15 protein-coding genes are annotated in these 16,335 nt (G+C 49.5%); 13 read left to right on the top strand and 2 right to left on the bottom strand.

The genetic code is table 11. The features are described 5' to 3' along the window. Positions 1-8 precede the first annotated feature (8 nt). Positions 9-1,391 carry an SLC13 family permease gene (locus ABWW54_RS19525; RefSeq protein ID WP_353414850.1) on the bottom strand — a complete coding sequence of 461 codons (1,383 nt, stop codon included), beginning with the start codon at positions 1,389-1,391 and terminating at the stop codon, positions 9-11. Positions 1,392-1,470: 79 nt separating this feature from the next. Between ABWW54_RS19525 and ABWW54_RS19530 the strand changes: the two genes are divergently transcribed. The 3 genes from ABWW54_RS19530 to ABWW54_RS19540 all read left to right on the top strand — a co-directional run bounded on the left by ABWW54_RS19530 (position 1,471) and on the right by ABWW54_RS19540 (position 3,969). After that, positions 1,471-1,752: a hypothetical protein gene (locus tag ABWW54_RS19530; protein ID WP_353414852.1), complete on the top strand. Its 282-nt coding sequence runs from the start codon at positions 1,471-1,473 to the stop codon at positions 1,750-1,752. 229 nt (positions 1,753-1,981) lie between these two features. Continuing rightward, positions 1,982-3,004: an OprO/OprP family phosphate-selective porin gene (locus ABWW54_RS19535; protein ID WP_353414854.1), complete on the top strand. Its 1,023-nt coding sequence runs from the start codon at positions 1,982-1,984 to the stop codon at positions 3,002-3,004. A 107-nt stretch (positions 3,005-3,111) separates the two neighbouring features. Beyond that, complete coding sequence (locus ABWW54_RS19540; protein ID WP_353414855.1) at positions 3,112-3,969, top strand: alpha/beta fold hydrolase; 858 nt, start codon at positions 3,112-3,114, stop codon at positions 3,967-3,969. Between the two features lie 33 nt (positions 3,970-4,002). Here ABWW54_RS19540 and ABWW54_RS19545 read toward each other — a convergent pair whose 3' ends face one another. Then, positions 4,003-5,457 carry a beta-barrel assembly-enhancing protease gene (locus ABWW54_RS19545; protein ID WP_353414856.1) on the bottom strand — a complete coding sequence of 485 codons (1,455 nt, stop codon included), beginning with the start codon at positions 5,455-5,457 and terminating at the stop codon, positions 4,003-4,005. Between the two features lie 156 nt (positions 5,458-5,613). On the opposite strand from ABWW54_RS19545, the gene ABWW54_RS19550 reads away from it, so the two are divergent. The 10 genes from ABWW54_RS19550 (at position 5,614) to ABWW54_RS19595 (ending at position 15,910) form a co-directional block, all read left to right on the top strand. Further along, complete coding sequence (locus ABWW54_RS19550; RefSeq protein WP_353414857.1) at positions 5,614-5,892, top strand: sulfurtransferase TusA family protein; 279 nt, start codon at positions 5,614-5,616, stop codon at positions 5,890-5,892. Between the two features lie 38 nt (positions 5,893-5,930). Next, positions 5,931-6,206 (top strand): YcgL domain-containing protein, encoded by a 276-nt coding sequence (locus tag ABWW54_RS19555; protein WP_353414858.1) that lies wholly within the window; start codon positions 5,931-5,933, stop codon positions 6,204-6,206. 13 nt (positions 6,207-6,219) lie between these two features. Then, a complete protein-coding gene (gene tusD, locus ABWW54_RS19560) occupies positions 6,220-6,609 on the top strand; it encodes a sulfurtransferase complex subunit TusD (RefSeq protein ID WP_353414860.1) in 390 nt (129 codons plus the stop codon). Further along, the gene (gene tusC, locus ABWW54_RS19565; RefSeq protein WP_353414862.1) at positions 6,606-6,971 is read left to right on the top strand and encodes a sulfurtransferase complex subunit TusC; all 366 of its coding nucleotides are present in this window, start codon (positions 6,606-6,608) and stop codon (positions 6,969-6,971) included. The genes tusD and tusC overlap by 4 nt, the downstream gene beginning before the upstream one ends. A gap of 5 nt (positions 6,972-6,976) precedes the next feature. Next, the gene (gene tusB / locus ABWW54_RS19570; protein WP_353414869.1) at positions 6,977-7,273 is read left to right on the top strand and encodes a sulfurtransferase complex subunit TusB; all 297 of its coding nucleotides are present in this window, start codon (positions 6,977-6,979) and stop codon (positions 7,271-7,273) included. After that, on the top strand, positions 7,270-7,611 hold the full coding sequence (locus tag ABWW54_RS19575) for a TusE/DsrC/DsvC family sulfur relay protein (protein WP_353414863.1): 342 nt from the start codon (positions 7,270-7,272) through the stop codon (positions 7,609-7,611). Before tusB ends, ABWW54_RS19575 begins: the two co-directional genes overlap by 4 nt. 183 nt (positions 7,612-7,794) lie before the next feature. After that, entirely contained in the window at positions 7,795-8,157 is a 363-nt protein-coding gene (locus ABWW54_RS19580; protein WP_353414865.1) for a hypothetical protein, read from the top strand. Between the two features lie 59 nt (positions 8,158-8,216). Further along, entirely contained in the window at positions 8,217-8,600 is a 384-nt protein-coding gene (locus tag ABWW54_RS19585) for a hypothetical protein (protein WP_353414866.1), read from the top strand. A gap of 99 nt (positions 8,601-8,699) precedes the next feature. Then, positions 8,700-15,470: an RHS repeat domain-containing protein gene (locus tag ABWW54_RS19590; RefSeq protein WP_353414867.1), complete on the top strand. Its 6,771-nt coding sequence runs from the start codon at positions 8,700-8,702 to the stop codon at positions 15,468-15,470. A 5-nt stretch (positions 15,471-15,475) separates the two neighbouring features. Beyond that, positions 15,476-15,910, top strand: coding sequence for a hypothetical protein (locus ABWW54_RS19595; protein ID WP_353414868.1), 435 nt, complete (start codon positions 15,476-15,478; stop codon positions 15,908-15,910). The last annotated feature ends 425 nt before the right edge of the window (positions 15,911-16,335 follow it).

Consider the following 16,335-nt stretch of genomic DNA (forward strand, 5'->3'; position numbering starts at 1 on the left):
CTTTGCGCCTATATCAAGAGATAGCAAAGGCCGGCAATCAGCCCGGCAAAGAGTAGGTTTAATAGTAAGCCTTCTCGCATCATTTGTTTTACAGATATTTTTTCGGTGGCGTAAGCGATAGCGTTTGGTGCGGTGGCGACAGGGAGCATGAACGCACAGGAAGCCGAAATGGTTGCCGGAATCATCAGTAGCTCGATTGGCAGTCCGGTACTGGTGGCTGCCGCCGCTAAAATCGGTAGTACGAGCGTCGTGGTTGCTAAATTAGAATTGAGTTCTGTAAAGAAGGTAATGGATAAGCACACAAGTAACACGATTAGCAGCGGATGAAAGCCTCCAATGCCTGCGCTAAAATGGGTGCCGATAAGGCCCGCTAAGCCGCTTTCAAAAAAGGCTTTGGCGATGGTAATGCCGGCACCGTACATCAGCAGTATGCCCCACGGTATGGTGGTTGCGGTGGGCCAATCTAACAAGCCATCGCCTTTTTCAGAGCGCACAGCGAACATCATCAAAGCGCCCAGCATGGAGACCGTTGCATCACCAATTCCGGATAATCCCAGTACGCCAGTCCAGCCACCAAATGGTTGGCTGCGAAATACCCAGAGCAAAATAACCAGCGAAAACACCGCGACCACGCGTTTTTCATCCTGTTGCCAGTCAGGTAAGTCTGGCAGAGCAATCGGGCACGATCCAGACACATTACGCGACAGCCAAGCCCAGGCCACTGGTAACAAAATAATCACGATTGGACCACCAATGGCCATCCAATCAAGAAAACCAAATTCGCCGCCTGAAATTTCCTCGTATACCCCGGCAAAAATAACGTTTGGCGGGGTGCCGATCAGCGTCGCAATGCCTCCAATTGAGCAAGCGTAGGCCACCGATAAAATCAACGGTGTGCTCAGTTTAGGATCCTCTATTTGGTTGAGGCACGCCAAGACAATGGGCATCAACATCAAGCACGTAGCGGTGTTGCTAATCCACATTGATAACAACGCGGCTGCCAGCATAAACGCGAGAATCAGGCGCTTAAGGCTGTTCTGGCCCACGGATCGTAAAATCATGATCGCAAAGCGGCGGTGCGCACCCGATTTTTCCAACGCCTTTGCCATCAAGAAGCCGCCAAGCATCAGTAAAATTATGTGCGAACCCATGCCGGCGGCGGCTGTTTTGTGATTGAGCACCCCAAATACCGGAAACAAAGCAAACGGTATTAAGGACGTGGCTGGGATGGGCAGCGCTTCTGTGGCCCAGTACCACGCGGTCAACAATGTGATTGCCGCGGTAGCGCTGGCCGGTGTTGACACCCCAGAAGCATTCATTAGCCAATAAAGTAAGGCTGCGAGCAAGGGGCCGACGAATAAATGTGTATTAACTGATGAAGCTTTGCTCATGGTAAGGGCGATTAATCTCTAATTTTTGTTATCATAGGAAGATACCATTGCAATTTTGTTTGCACCACATACTATAAAAATGAAAACACACACATCGGTTATTACTATGGTAAAGCGCAGTTTGGCTCCATTGACTTTGATCCTCGCCTTTAGTTTGACTTTATCCGCCTGCGGCGGTTTTAAAAAAGATAAGCCGGCACTTGCAGAATCAAAGCAACCCTCGGTCGATATTACTCGCCCACCTGAAACCATTGTCGGACGAAAAGAGGTTGAAGAGCGTGATCCTGAAGAAACTATTTCTTTTGATGAGTGGCGTAAGCGTCGTTTAGAAGAGCAAAAAGAGCAGGCCTCACCGGAATAACTTTACCCTGCCCGACGTGTCATCGAGAGTCGCCTGGTTCTCGTTGCCAGCACGGGCAATTACCCATACAGCAAGGAAAGCCGACTAACCGAAGGATGTTCGGGTTGCTTAAATTGTAATATAGCTGTAATCAAACCTAGTCAGAATACGCTCGTCCACACAGTTAGGGCATTGATCAAGCCGTTGTAGTGCAAATGCGGCCCCCCAACAAAAATGAGGTTTGAGTTAAATGAAAGTTAAATTGATTGCAGCTTTAATCGCTGCTTCAGCCGTTACCGCCGCTCCTGCTGCCAACGCAGAAGTTAAAGTTTCAACCAAAGGCGGCTTGAAAGTATCAAGCGGCGATTACAAATTCCAATTCGGTGGTCGAGTAATGTATGACTTCAACCGTTCTGAAAAGAATGGCGAAGTTGACGAAAATGACTTTGACCTTCGTCGTGGCCGAGTTTACGCGAAAGGCAACATTGCTAAAAACTGGGCTTTCAAAACTCAGTTCAACACAAATGGCGATGGCGTAGAAGATCTGTACTTGCGCTACACTGGTTTTGGTAAGGGTGCAAACATCACCATCGGTAACCAAAAAATGCCTTTCGGTCTAGAAGAACTGACTTCTTCTAAAGACATCAGTGTTTTAGAGCGTTCTGCCATCACTGAGCGTTACGCGGTTGGTCGTGCTGAAGGTGTTCAATTGCACGGTGCTGCAGGAAGTAACTCTACGTACGCGATCGGTGTATTCACTGACGACGAAAAAGACGCAGACACGGGTTTTGCCGCACGTTACACAACAGCGTTCAAGGGCGAGAACAGCTTAGTTCACCTTGGTATCGCTTACAAAGACATCAACGAAGATTCGGCGTTGGGTTTCGAAGGTGCTTTCGCATCAGGCCCTTTCCATATCCAAGCTGAGTACGTAGACGGCGAAGAAGGTTCTAACGACGACCTAAGCGGTTACTACTTGCAAGCTGGTTACATTCTAACGGGTGAGTCACGGCCTTATAAAGGCGGCAAATTCAAACGTGTTAAGCCAAAAGGTAAAGGTGGCGCATGGGAATTGGTTGCGCGTTATGAAGATGGCGACGGTAACCACAGCGACATCGAATTAGGCAGTGACGACGCGTCTGCGTTCACGCTAGGCATGAACTGGTACGCTCATAACAACGTTAAATTTGGCATCAATTACACGGATGGCGACAGCAATACGTCTGACGACGATGGCAGCGAATTCCGAGTTCGTTTCCAACTTACATTCTAACGTTAGTTCTTGCTAACCTTAGACTAGTAAGCGCTAGTACAAAAAGGCTCTGCGTAAGCAGGGCCTTTTTTCGTTTGTGGTCGGTGTTTGTTTGCTAAACTTCCGTAATGAAAAATACAACGATCACAGTGCGCGGTTTACGCACTCATATACAAGAATGGGGTGACCCTAGTAACCCCACCATTTTTATGCTGCACGGGTGGATGGATTGCGGCGCCACGTATCAATATATGGCCAAGTACCTAGAACAAGACTTTCATCTTGTGGCGCCAGACTTACGGGGGTTTGGTGAAACCGAGCACGCACCAGGCTATTGGTTTCCCGATTATTTGGCTGACCTAGAGGTTATTCTTGATCATTACGCCCCTAACGAGTCGGTGCAGTTAGTTGGTCACAGTATGGGCGGTAACATTGTCACTATGTACGCTGGCCTGAGGCCGGAGCGAGTTGGCAAGGTTCTTATTCTTGAAGCGTTGGGCTTGGCGCCAACCGAGCCGAGTGAAGCACCTGAAAAGTACCGACGTTGGATGAATGAAATCTTGTCTGAAGAGCCCAGCAAAGTGTACCCAACGGCGCAGATGCTCAGAATGTCGATTTACGCAGGCAACCCGACATTGCCTTCAGATAAGATCGATGACCTGGTTACAATGTGGGGGAGGCCGTTTGGCGACTACGGTGCGTTGCAGCTTAAGGCCGACCACAAGCATCGATACGCTAACCCAGTTCGATACAACTTTGATGATGTATTGGAAATATGGAAGCAAGTGCAAGCCAAAGTCGGGCTAGTGATGGCGGATAAGTCGTGGATGTTTCGTCGGTTTGGTAAGTCAGGGCGAATCGAGCAAGCCAAAGACGTGTTGCGAATCGCTGATGAAAACTATTGGGTAGTCAATGAGGCCGCTCACATGCTTCACATAGAGCAACCCGAGCAAACCGCAGACACCGTGAAAGCGTTTTTTAGCTAATCCGTATTGGCTAGACCATCGGCCTGAAAAAACTCAAAGCTGTCGAATTTGCTTTAACTCGTCTTCCACCGATTCGATTTTTGCGCCCAAGCTTTCGCGCTCGTATTCTGTCTTAGTCAACACAAAGGCGCGCTTGAATTGCTCAATGGCAAATTCGTAATTTCCGCGCATGTAGTGATACTCGCCGCGTTCAATGAACGATTGTTTGGTGTCGCCCTGAGCCGCATGAGCGCGAGCTAATAAGAAGTGCAGATACGGTTCTTCTTGGTTGTTGGCTAACGCGCCTCGAATGATAGGAATCGCCTCGTCGTTGTGGTTGGTTAACACGAGGGCGTTGGCGTAATAGATGTCGACCATGTGATTGCCCTTGGCAATTTCGTCGTCGTATAAGCTCTTTAATAACTCTAACCCGACTTCAATATTGCCAGCTTCGAGTTCATTGTCGCCCTGAACTAAGCGAACACTCATGTTGTCCGGGTATTCTTTCAACAGCGCCTGGTATTCTGTTCGTGCTTTATCGAACTCACCATTTTCAGATAAAGCGATGGCGAAACCGTAACGCGTGGCTAACGTCGAGTCACCCTCTTTGATTCGTTGTTGAAACACGTCGCGCGTAAGTTGCTTGTTTTTTGAGTAGGCCGCGGTGGCTTTCGCTTGCATCATTAAAAATTGACGTTCGTCTTGCGGTGGAGCTTCCGGGTAGGCGCGCACGCGTTCCGCTGATTCGGTAATCCGGCTGATGGTAAGCGGGTGTGAGCGCAAAAATTCCAAGGCTCGTGATTCATTAATTCGGTTTTCGTCCAGCAGGCGTTTAAAAAAGATGGGCATGGCGCCCGGATTAAAACCCGCGCGACTTAGCAGGCGAATGCCTAAGGAGTCGGCTTCCGCCTCGTAATCTCTTGAATAGCTTAATTGTCTGTCCAATATGCTGGCTTGTGATACGCCCAATGCCGCTTGCGCTGCTTCTGCGCCGCCCGCCGCCGCCGCGGCCAGTAGGGCACCAAGGGCAATCCAGCTGTCGTACTTGGAGTTTTCCAGTTTGCGGGAAATGTGCGCTTGAGTAACGTGTGAGATTTCGTGCGCCACCACCGACGCCAACTCGCTCTCGCTCTCGGCCTTGGTTAAAATGGCCGTGTGCATGGCGATGTGGCCACCCGGCACGGCAAACGCGTTAATGACGTCGCTGTCGATTAAATAAAAATTATAGTCTTTGTCGGCGTCTGGGCTAACTTCAAGCAGCCGGTTACCCAAATTATTAATATAGCTCACCAGCTCTGGGTCAGACACGTATGGAGTACGATAGCGAGACTGACGAATAAACGATTTGCCCAACAGCTTGGCTTTTTCTTCAGACAGAAAAGTGGCCGCCTGAGAACCCAAGTCCGGCAATTGGTCAAAATGATCTTCTTGCCCAGAGGTAGTGCCACCCAAGGTAATACCAGTCGCCAGCATTCCAACAAGCACCGTTTTCTTTAATCGGGTTGTCATCGTGTGGTATTTCGAGTTTTGCTTACGTATATGCATTACAAATTAGCCGACAGTTCATAAAATCACCGCGAGATTTATCTAAGTTTGTTAAAATTCAGACCGCGACGTCGCCGGAATTATCCCCAAGTCGTAATTTTTAGGCTTAAATACTAACCCATGTCAGGTAAAAGTTTGATTAAAAGCACGTCAGAACAGGTTTTAATAGCCAAAAGCGTTGATGCTAAAGGCACTCGTTGCCCAGTTCCGTTGTTGCGGGCCAAGCAAGCCTTAAAGGCGGTGTCCGTGGGTGAGTACGTGGAAGTGTTGGCGACCGACCCCAGCGCTAAGCCCGATTTTGACGCCATGCTTAAGCACTTGCCGCATGAACTAGTTGACTACAGCGAAGGCACAGGCACGCCCCGAGTGGATCGCTTTGTGATTCTTAAGGGCGAGTAATACAGCGCAAACAGTAAGAGACTTAAGAGACTATAGTAATGCAATGCTACGTATACAAAGGCGATAGAAAAGAAGACCACTTTGTCTATCTAAATGAAGAGCTGGATGCAGAAGCGCCCGATCAAAGTTTACCTGCGGCTATTCTCACGTTAATGGGTGAACTCAGTTTTGTGTTGGAATTTGATTTAACGCCTGACCGACAGCTGCCACAGGCAGACGCCGTTCAGGTATTAGCCGACATTGAAGAACAAGGTTTTTACTTGCAAATGCCCAAGAAAGACATGCGCGCGGAAGAAGACCGCTTGTTTAGCTAGGCCGTATTAGCCCATGCAATTCAATATTATCATCAGTGGTGGCCCAGATGGCTCTCAGGCAGCTTACTCCGGCAACGAATTTGCAAAAGCCGTTATTGCGGCTGGCCACACAATCAATCAGGTGTTCTTTTATCAGAACGGCGTGACTCAGGCCAATGAACTCGTGGTGCCGATGGCTGACGAATACAACGCCTTGGAACAATGGCTAGCCTTGGCCGACAATCACGCGGTGCCGTTGGTTGTTTGTGTGTCCGCCTCCGAGCGTCGTGGCATCATCGACGATTCCCAGATGCAAGAATTTCAAAAAACGGCCACAAACCTGCATCCTCAGTTTACCGTGGCTGGCTTGGGCGTCATGCTTGAGGCAAGCCTACAGTCCGACCGTACGGTGACTTTCAAATGAATGCACCAGCTAAGTTACTCTATGTATTTGAGCGCGGGCCTTATTCGTCTTTGGCTGGGTTAGAAGCGTTGGACGCGGCGTTCATCGGTGCCAGCTTTGAGCAATGCGTGTCCGTGTTGTTCATGGCCGACGGAGTGTTTCAACTCAAATCCGGTCAGAGCGTAGGCGGTACATCGCTCAAGCAGCACAGCAAAATGTTCAAGGCCTTGGCTGATTTTGATGTCGAAAACGTTTACGTGCACGATCTAAGCATGGTCGCGCGCGGGCTGACTCCGAGCAGCCTAATGATAGAGGCCCAAGAGCTGGATTCGCCAGCCATCGCCAGTCTGATTAATCAACAAGACAAGGTGTTTACGTTTTGAGTACGGTGTTCACCCTCAATAAATCGTGGTTCAATCGCCCTGCGCTGTACGAGCAATTGGCCTTTGCGTCGGCCGGTGACGCCATAGTGCTTATTGAAGACGCGGTGTTGGCATTGCAAAGCCCCATTTCGTTGGCGTCCTTTCTTGCCAAATGCGAGCGTGCCTCGATTAACGTCTACCGCTTGCAAGGTGACTGCGCTTTGCGAGGCATTCAAACCCAATACGACTCCATCGAGAGCATAGATTACTCAGGCTTTGTGGCACTGGTTACCAAGCACGACAAACAGGTGGCTTGGTCATGACCGATCATTTTATCGAGTTCGAGGGCCAGCGATACGGCACTGACGTACAAGGCTTTCTCAAGCAACGGCTCACCTGGAGCGAACCTTTGGGGCAGTATATGGCGCGCCTTGATGGCGTCACGCTCACCGAGGAGCACTGGGAAATCATCCATTATTTTCGCGAATACTACGAAGACTACAACATCCCGCCACCCATGCGCATGGTCATGCGGGTATTCAAAAAAGCGTTTGGCGAAGAGAACGCCAACAGCCGCTATTTACTTAAATTGTTTCCCGAAGGCGCCACCAAAGCCGCGAGTAAGTTTGCTGGCTTGCCTAAGCCAAAGAACTGTAAGTAACGCGACTAAATTTTCTTTTTGTCACCTATGAGCTTGATAATGCATTCGCATTTTGACAAGATGCACGCGCTGTAAATTATTGGTCAGGACGATGAATCAGCTCAAGCTAAGGAAGGCAACGCCTTGTTAGTTTTAACTGTTCATATCGGCCTGAATTAGGGATCACTTCACTCCGATTGCAAAATGAAAAACACACTTACTATTAAGAAAATCACCAGCCTTACTATTGTTGCTATTGCGGCATTATTTTTTTCGCTGCAAGCCAGCGCCGCCTCGGTTACCCATAAAGGTCAAATTTCGCGAATTTACCTTGCTGGTAACGGGGCTGTCTACATGAAGTTAAAGAACAAGACACAAGGCTGCACACCGGTGCACAGCAACCATTATTATATCTTGCCTGCGGCAAGTCCGGTGTTTGATACTACTTACGCCTTGTTGTTAGCAGCTGCCCACGCAGGTACAGAAATATCGTTCAGATTGGATGACATCGCGTGTACGCAAAGTGAGTACACCAGCCCACTTATTTCAGTTACTCAAGCTTTTTAAGTCATTGTTTTTAGTTGGGTGGGCGGGCATGCCCGAAACTAATTCAAGAGTAAAAAATAATGATGAAAATTAGATATTTAGTGCTGATTTCGGCGTCGCTGTGCTTTTTCGCAGGTTCGCTGATCGCCGCACCAATCGTGTACGTTACCTATAAAGGGTATCGAATCCCCATTGAAGAGCATGTCTACGGTGACTCAGATGACGACGGTATCAGTGATGAATTTGATATATGCGCTAACACAACCAACGGCGAGCCAGTCAACGGCGGTGGCTGTTCTGCTTCTCAGCAGGTGGCGTTAGTGAATTGCATTGACACCGTTAATGGCCAGGAAAACGTCAGGCTGAGCTGTTATGACTTTGAGTCACAGGATACCGATCGTGACGGCATTATCGATGCCAACGACGCTTACCCGCATCAGTCTGCACTGATGTGCCCAACGTAGCGTCATTACACATAGCTTTTTTAAAACACGATAAAACAATACACATGAGTGCCCGTTGGTAGCAGGCATTCTAAATGGAACTTTTAACACCCGTTCGCCATGAATATTAAATCTGCTTTTTTGCCTTTCGCATCGTTACTTGTCGCGCTTTCCGTTGGTTCGGTTAACGCCAAAGACATACCGGGTGCCACACCGACGTCCTACGGCGTATCGTCTTCGGGCGCGTTTCAGTTTTCGATGCCGATCGTGGTGCCACAGGGGCGTAATGGTGTAACACCAAGTATGTCGTTGAACTTTTCCAGTAGTCAAGGTGCGGGTGCATTAGGGGTTGGCTGGAGTGTCTCGGGTCTATCGGCGATTTCACGGTGCGGTAAGACGGTGGCAATAGACGGGATTCGCACCGGAGTTCAACACTCAACGGCAGATCAATATTGTTTAAATGGGCAGCGGCTGATTCTGGTCGCGGGCTCGCATGGCGCCAACGGGTCTGAGTATCGAACCGAAGTGGACGGTTTTTCAAAAATTGTTGCCTATGGCGCAGGGTCGACCAACGTTAACGGTGGAACCGCGCCGACTCGCTGGCGTGTCTGGGCTAAGAGCGGTGCAATTTACGATTACGGTGCCCCAGATGGTGTGGCGTCGCACAGCGCACAGTTCAAGTTGCCGGGCACCAACAGCATCCACTCTTGGAAGCTGGCGCGGATGTCAGACCGTGACGCTAACTATTACGAAGCCACGTACCGCACCAGCGATGGATTGGTGGATGAAATTGGTTATACCTATTTTGGTGCCACCGCGTCGCAGCGAATCGATTTTCAGTACGAAGCAAACACCAATGATCAGCGTTCCCGTTATGTGGTAGGTTCAAAAATTAATTACCTTGATCGATTGTCAAGTGTGGTGGTAATTAACAACAGCAATCAGGTGTATCGCAGCTATAACCTAAACTACGAGACGGCACCGATAACCGGTCGTTCACGCATCACGTCAATCGTAGAGTGCGGGCACGATGGTTCGTGCATGCCCAGCGTGGACGTTAACTGGCTTGCCAAAACTGAAGGTTACACCAACGTGACCTCATCCGGCAGCGCACCGTCGCCAGATTACATTGCGCCAGAAGACTTAATCGAATACGAAACGTACACTCGCCAATTAAGTGGCGGGGCCACAGAGCCATTGTCCGTTAAGCAAATCAATCGTGGTTCTTGGGTTGATGTGAATGGCGATGGCGAATTGGATGTGGTCATTGCGTATACACCGTCTACCGGCCCAACGGTATTGAAAACGTATTTACGTAAAGATGGCCGTTGGGAATTACAAACGGGTACGACCTGGAAGTTACCCAGACCATTGCGGAGTTACGAAGATGATATCGTTAACAATCCGTTGGCTCGCTTTTTGCCTGGCGTCATAAATATGGGGCAATTTGCCGACGTGAACGGCGATGGGTTAGTGGACGTAGTTTATTCCTACCGCTTGGACACCAAACGGCATCAGTACGGTACGCCCAGCTTAGGCGTTTCCGAAGTGGTTGACGTACGCGAAACCTACCTCAATACGGGGGCTGGTTGGGGGGCAGCGCAGACTGGGGCAGCCGCATGGGCCCCTAAAGATTTACTGTTTGATTATTTGACCAATGGTGGTGGTAATTATACCCGCAGTGAAACGGTACGTGGCCGCTTGATGGACATCGACGGCGATGGCTTGGTTGACTGGGTAACGGCGTACCACAATTATATTTCCAGCGCTAATGCTACGGAACATAAAACCACGTGGATAAACACCGGCAATGGCTGGTCGCATAACCCAAGTTACGACATGCCAGACGTGTTCAGTGAATTTAAGGGTGTTTACAACTTATCTCATGGTCAATTTGTGGACGTGAATGGCGATGGCTTACTCGATTGGATGCGCTCCTATCAGGCCAGTCAGAGTACACACCAGCAAGCCGTTTGGTTAAACACCGGCAGTGGCTGGCTCGCTCAATCTGCTGGGTCGGTGTATAACTTGCCAGAAGTAATGTACGACAATCAAAACGGTTGGAATGATGCATCGCCTGTAACGCACGGCCGTTTTGTCGATATCAATGGCGACGGATTGCGTGACTGGGTGAGCTCGTACGAGCGCATTGGTGGTGTAATCGAGCAATACGTGCGGCTAAACACCGGAAAGGGCTGGGCGGCGCGTAACGCGGGCTTCACTGCGCCTGGCTTTGTGCACGCTAATTTTCGTTATTCTGACTTTTCTCGAGGGTGGCCTGTACATAATGGTGGTGTCTATCTTGATGTAAACCAAGACGGGCTGGTCGACTACGTAGAGTCTTACAAGAGTTCTGCAACTGGGTATCCGGTTATTAAAAAAGCGTGGTTAAACACGGGGTCGTCATGGGCCGAGCAAGCCGCAAGCAGCCCCTACACGCCGCAGCAATTGTATTTTGATTACAGTGGCCGCGAAAAAGCCATGTCTGACTTTGGTCATTTCGTAGACGTGAACAACGACGGCACCACCGATTGGGTGGGGGCACGCGCGGGCACGACACGTACCACCCGTTTGATGGCGTCGGCTCGGCTAGATCAGTTGGACAACATCACCACCACATTAGGTGTGGTAATTAAGCCAGAATTCGTGGCACTGACCGACAATGACAGCGTGTACACTAAGTACCCAGCGTCCATTGCTGGTGGCACCTTGGCCGCTGCTCCAGGCGCGTACTTTATCGAGAGCCCGCTTTACGTGACCTCCTCATTGATCACGCCCACGCCGGACGGTGGCACGCAAACCACCAGCTACGAGTACGAAGGCGCGCAGGTCAACCGCGAGGGTCGCGGCTTTTTAGGGTTTTATCGTTTCTCATCGTTAAACTCAGTCAGTGGTTTACGCCAAACGCGGGTTATCAGTCAAAGCTTCCCGACCATAGGGCGCACCATTCACAGAGAGACCAAGCAAGACGTCCAAAACCACGTAATCAGCCGATCAGTCAATGAGTACGGCGCCACCCAGCAGACGCGCTTGGGCGGCTTAAAGACCACGTTTTCGTTCATGAATTATTCGCGCAGCGAACGTTACGAGCTTAAGGCTAACAGCAATGGCGCATTGATTCGTATTAACACCAACACTTACGATTACGACGCTTACGGCAATCTCACAAATCAAGTGAGCCGTGTCAGTAGTTCATCCAGCTTGAGTGGTAACCCTTTGCAACCGACGTCGCCGTTGCACACTACAACCACGGTTACAGATTACAAAACGGCCAATACAAGTCAATGGTTGGTGGGCCAAGTAGAAGACATTACGGTGGGCAATCAGACTCACACTGTGGATAACAGTGCTAAGTTTAATAAAACCGAGTACGTTTACCAAACCGGCACTAATTGGCGCTTAAAAAGCATCGAGCGTGAGCCCGATTCGGCGGACAAAGGCATTCGTCTTTTGACCGAATATCAATACGACCTTGACGGTAATGTGGTCTCGGAAACCACCACCGACCCCAACCCACCGGCGATTCCTGCCATTCAGCCTCAGCCTCGTTTTGCCACCATTGGCTACGACCTTGGGTTTAATCGCTTGCCGACGGTCATCACCAACGCCGAAGGTCATTCGTCGACCATTGAGTATCACGCAGTGTGTGACGCGCCTAAAAAGGTAACCGACGCCAACGGACAAGTCAGCATGTACGAGTACGACGGCTTCTGTCGTCAAACCCAAGCGACCAATCCAACCGGTCAAAAGAGCATCAACCTGTATGACGACTCCCCAACTTGTTATGACTGCACCGCGCCGGCAACCTTTGCCGTAACCACGTCGACTAAGTCGCAAAGCAATGTGGACTTGTCGCCCAGCGTGACCCAATACCTAAACCAGTTTAATCAAGTGGTTAAGAGTAAGACTCAAGGGTTTGGCTTGGTGGGCATCTTGATGGACATCCAACAAGAAACTAGCTACGACGCTTTCGGCCGAGTGGCAAGCCAATCAGAACCGCACTTCATTGGCAACGCCAAAAACGAAACCGTATTCAGCTACGACGTGTTGGGCCGCAGTACCAGCACCAGCTTACCGTACGACACCGCCGGCGAAACCATGGATTACGCTTATGGCGTAACCGGTGGGTTACTAGAGCGCACGGTTACAGACTTGAAGAACAAAGTCACCACCGTGCGTGCCAATGTCTTGGGTCAGGTTAAAGCGGTGGTAGACGCCAACAGCGAGACCATGGCATACCATTACGATTCACGTGGCAATTTGGTCAAAACCATCGACGCATTGGGCAACGCCATTGAGCTGACGTACGACGTACTCGGCCGACGCACCGAATTGGATGACCCAGACCTCGGCAAGTCGGAGTACACCTTCAACGCCTGGGGCGAGCTGCTGACGCAAAAAAACCCCAAAGGCCAGACCATCACACAAACCTACGACCGGCTAGGTCGGTTGGTGGCGCGCACCGTGCCCGGTGCAGACGTTGACAGTGGCGGAACCAGTACGTGGACCTACGACACCCGTCCCAACGGATTAGGTGCTTTGGCGCAAGTAGAGCGGCTTAATAACAACGGCAACACGGATTACGACTATCGTCAAAGCTATTATTACGACAGCCACAGCCGACCTGAGCGAACCGTAACACTGATTAAAGGCGTTACCTTCGAAGAGTCCGTGTCGTATCAAACGGACACGGGGTTTCTGGCGGGCCGTAACTACCCCAGTGCCGGCACGGTTGACGCCAATGGCGTGCCTGTGCCGCTGGCCATGCAATACGAATACGACAGCGGCTATTTGGTGGCGGTTAAAAGCACCGAAGACGAGCTGGGTAATTGCGTCGAACATTGGCGCGCCAAAGAGTACGATGCACTGGGGCGTAATGTGCACGATCAAATGGGCACGTTTATTGACACCACGCGTGGCTTTAAGCCTGGGCAAAATGTGTTGGAAGACATCGTTTCGACCACCAGCCTGATCGGCAACATCAAGCAAGTGCAGAACCTGCACTATGAGTACGACGAAGTTAATAATCTTGAGAAACGCGAAAGCAACCTAGCGGGCAAAGAGTTTACTGAAACGTTCAGCTACGACAATTTGTATCGATTGGAAACCTACAGCCGAATTTCCAACACCATTAATAAGTCGGTGACGGTTAGCTACAACGCCATTGGTAACATCATGTCTAAGTCAGACGTGGGGTCTTACTATTACGATGGCAACGGTGGCCCGCACGCCGTGGGCCGAGTGGTGGGCAGTGCCGCTGGTGTATTGCAAAACCCTGAATTTGCGGTTAACTGGGAGTTTAATGGAAGCAGTGAAGTACGTGAACTGCCCACCATGGACAGCAACAGCGAGATCAAGTACACCTACGACGTAAACGGCAACGTCACCAAGAGCGGTAACCGCGAAATCTCGTGGAACGCATTTGATAAACCCTCTTCCATGATGTTCGTACAAACTGGCGGCACCAAAAAGGGCTCATTGTATGAGTATGGGCCCAGCCAACAGCGCATTTACAAGCACGAAGGCACCATGGGTGCGATTGGCACCATTGGCACCACAACAGAGCAAACAATTTATCTCGGTAAATACTACGAACGCATTGAAACGCCATCGGGCACGACCCACCGTTACACCATTCAAACGGGCGGCGGCACAGTGCAGATCGAGCGTGAGCAAGGCACAGCCAAAGACAAAACACATTACCTATTAGCAGACAATCTAGGGTCGCCAAACGTCATCATCGACACCGCGGGCGACGTGGTGCAGGAGTTGGAGTTTGATCCGTGGGGCATGCGGTTGTCCACCAGCACTGGCCTGGTCAACGGCATCACCAATCGCGGCTACACCGGCCATGAAATGGACGATGACACAGGGCTGATTAATATGAACGCGCGGATCTATGATCCGTTGATCGGGAGGTTTTTGTCGGCGGATCCGGTGTTGCCTAATGCATACAATATGCAGAGTTTCAATCGATACAGTTACGTTCGTAATAATCCGTTGAAGTTTGTTGATCCTACTGGGAATATGGAGGAGATCATAGTGAAGGGGCATAGAGAGCTGCCCCAATGCGAAGGCGATTGTTTTCAGGGTGGCGGACCTGGGGGCGTTTCTTCTGGCGGTCTTTCTAATGGCAGCGGTGCAGGTGGAGGTAATGGTGCTACTGATACAGGTGATCAGAGTTCAACTTCTGGCTCGGATGAAAATACAGATGAGGGTCCTGTTGACGATGAGGATCTTCAGGATCTAGTTGATGATCTTGAAGACGCTGCGGATGATCCATGGGCGGCTCAGGGTCGTTTATCAACTAAAAAGAGAGATGAAGCGCAGGGTCATCTAGATCAATTGAGGGATGCATTCAGTACTTTAAGGGCGTTAAAAGAACAATATGATAGTGACCAACCGTTTAGTATCAGCGAGGAAGAAGCATTAAATTTAATCGAATCGGTTAATACCGCAGTTGATACGATTACAGGGGTCGCTTTTGTCGCTGGTTCTTTTGCAGCTGGTGTTGGAGGGTTCATCGCGGCTGGTGGGATTAAGGTAGTAAAGCATCAGATAATTAATGCTATTAAAAGTAGAGTCAGGACGAGTTTTGCCACAAAGGGGGGAAATAAGAGCTTCAGAGATGAAATGTCGCCTGATGAAGCTGCAAGGTATGATAAGTCCCTAAATAAACGTTCTCCAGAACAATCAAGTCCTTACAACACCCATAATCGATACAATGAAGATGGGTCGCTCAAACAAACAACTACTTACGATAAGTATGGTCGTAGACATCGTCAGTATGATGTGAATGATGGTCGAAGAGCAGAGCATCAGCATAATTTTGAGTATGGTTCAGACTATCCGAAAGGAACACGCAGCGGCCATTTGCCAATTGATGAGTGATGCTTATGGAATGGGTTCGTATTACTGATGAAGTTACCTTTAAACAGAGGGTGTTATTTGAGGTCGATTGGCCTCATTCTTTCATCAGAGAAATTAGCGTAGTTTCACCAAGTTATATTCTTCCAGATTCTAGAATGGTAGCTCCAGATTGCTTACCTAGTGTTAGGGTGTTTATAAGTAGCCAGTCTGAAATTGTTGCAGGATTAGAGCTTTTGTTTGTTGAAGTTGATGAGTTTGCGGCTTGGTTTACTGGAGATTTAAGTCCGAATGTGAATATGTTTAATGAAGTTGTTAAATGGAAGTTTAACGAGTCGGCAAACGCATCAGTAACAAGTAAATTTTTATATTTTAGGTTTTTGGGTAGTGATAGTTGGGGTAAAAATTTGCGTTATGGTTGGGAAGATGTATTTAGCGATGGCGGTGAGTTATCTATTCTTTGAATAAAATTAACGGACACGCTCAAAATATCTACTCGTAAGGCGGGCTACTCAATGAGCGCCCGCCGAATGGTTTGCAGTTGATGGATAACGGCTTGTCCCTGATCCTGTAACCACTGCTGATGCAGGAACAACCCCAAATGCCAACGGTGGCCGTCGATCTCTTCGTTGTAATCGGGGTGAGTGATGGCATGAATGGCCAAGTCAAAAAAGGCGTGACAGGCGAGTAAGTGATTAAGTTGATCTTCCAGCCGCGCTAACTGGTTGCTGGGTAAAGAAGTTGTAGAGCCGCCATCAACTGGCGCGTAAATAAAAGGGGTCAGAGCCGAATTAAAAGAAATAAAAGGGGTCAGAGCCGAATTAAAAGTACAAAGGAAGTACGAATTAAAGGGGTCAGAGCCGAATTAAAAGTACAAAGGAAGTACGTA

This window comes from Arenicella sp. 4NH20-0111, assembly GCF_040366405.1.
In the GTDB taxonomy this organism is placed as follows: domain Bacteria; phylum Pseudomonadota; class Gammaproteobacteria; order Arenicellales; family Arenicellaceae; genus Arenicella.